The organism is Thermosediminibacter litoriperuensis (assembly GCF_008124715.1).
GTDB classification, from domain to species: Bacteria; Bacillota; Thermosediminibacteria; order Thermosediminibacterales; family Thermosediminibacteraceae; genus Thermosediminibacter; species Thermosediminibacter litoriperuensis.
Genome location: NZ_VNHO01000066.1, coordinates 1 through 1147 on the forward strand (window position 1 = coordinate 1; position 1147 = coordinate 1147).

Genomic DNA, 1147 nt, shown 5'->3' on the forward strand with positions numbered 1-1147 from the left:
CAGAAGTTCAGTGTATATTTTCGACGCCTCTTCTATGCTTTTTACGGCTAGGCCTATGTGGTCTATTTTCAGGGTTTTCATGACTTTTTACCTCCTAAAATATTTCTCTTGTAAGAATATCCAGGGCTGTATACGGGTCAACCGTCTTATTGGATATATCCTGTAATAAATTGTCTATAATGGATGCGTTCTTCTGGAGTATCAGCCTGCTGATATGGTCTTTCAACAATTCCATGAATTCTTCCTTTACTTTTGTCTTTCTTTTCAGTTCTAGGATTCCATTTTTCTTTATGTAGTCGAGGTGTTCGCTTATCCTGCACTCCAGGACATCGATGCCTTTGCCGGTAACGGCAACGGTTTTGACGATTGGAGGCCTGAAGTCGAAATCTTTCTGGGAAAGTTCCAGCATCATTTCGATTTCGGTAACCAGCCTGTCGGCTCCTTCTCGGTCGGACTTGTTTACGGCGAAAATATCGGCTATTTCCATTATCCCGGCTTTTATAGCCTGTACGTCGTCGCCAAGGCCGGGGACCAGTACAAGCACGACCGTATCCGCCAGTTTCACTATGTCTATCTCCGTCTGACCTACACCCACGGTTTCGATTATAACATAATCCATACCAAAAGCATCCAGGACTTTAACCGCATCGTAGGCGGCTTTAGCGATGCCGCCCAGGGAGCCGCGGCTGCCCATACTTCTGATGAAAATGCCATCGTCCAGCGTCAAATCCTGCATCCTTATTCTGTCACCCAGTAAAGCGCCACCGGTGAAGGGGCTGGTGGGGTCGACGGCTATTATCCCCACCTTTTTGCCCTTCGCCCGGATTTTTTTGGCGAGCTCGTTTACAAGACTGCTCTTGCCGGCGCCGGGTGGCCCGGTAATGCCTATGACATAAGAATTTCCGGTGTACTTATAAAGTTTTTTTAAGGCCTCTCTGGCTTCCGTATTTCCGCGCTCTATGAGGGTTATGAGCCTTGCTAAAGCTCTCTTGTCCTTTTGCAGTATTCTGTCCGCCAGGTCCAAATTTCACACCCCTAACTATTTTTTGACGTTGTTTTTTATAAACTCCACGATCTGCGATATAGGCGTGCCCGGGGTGAATATCTCTGCTACGCCGCATTCCTTCAGGTAAGGAATGTCCTCGTG

The 1147-nt window shown here is 47.2% G+C and carries 1 protein-coding gene and 1 pseudogene; both read right to left on the reverse strand.

The genetic code is table 11. The features are described from left to right. Positions 1-94: 94 nt before the first annotated feature. Positions 95-1024, reverse strand: coding sequence for a methylmalonyl Co-A mutase-associated GTPase MeaB (meaB, locus tag LZ11_RS12255; RefSeq protein ID WP_148868130.1), 930 nt, complete (start codon positions 1022-1024; stop codon positions 95-97). Between the two features lie 15 nt (positions 1025-1039). Continuing rightward, positions 1040-1147: pseudogene (locus tag LZ11_RS13110) on the reverse strand (methylmalonyl-CoA mutase); the annotation flags it as partial.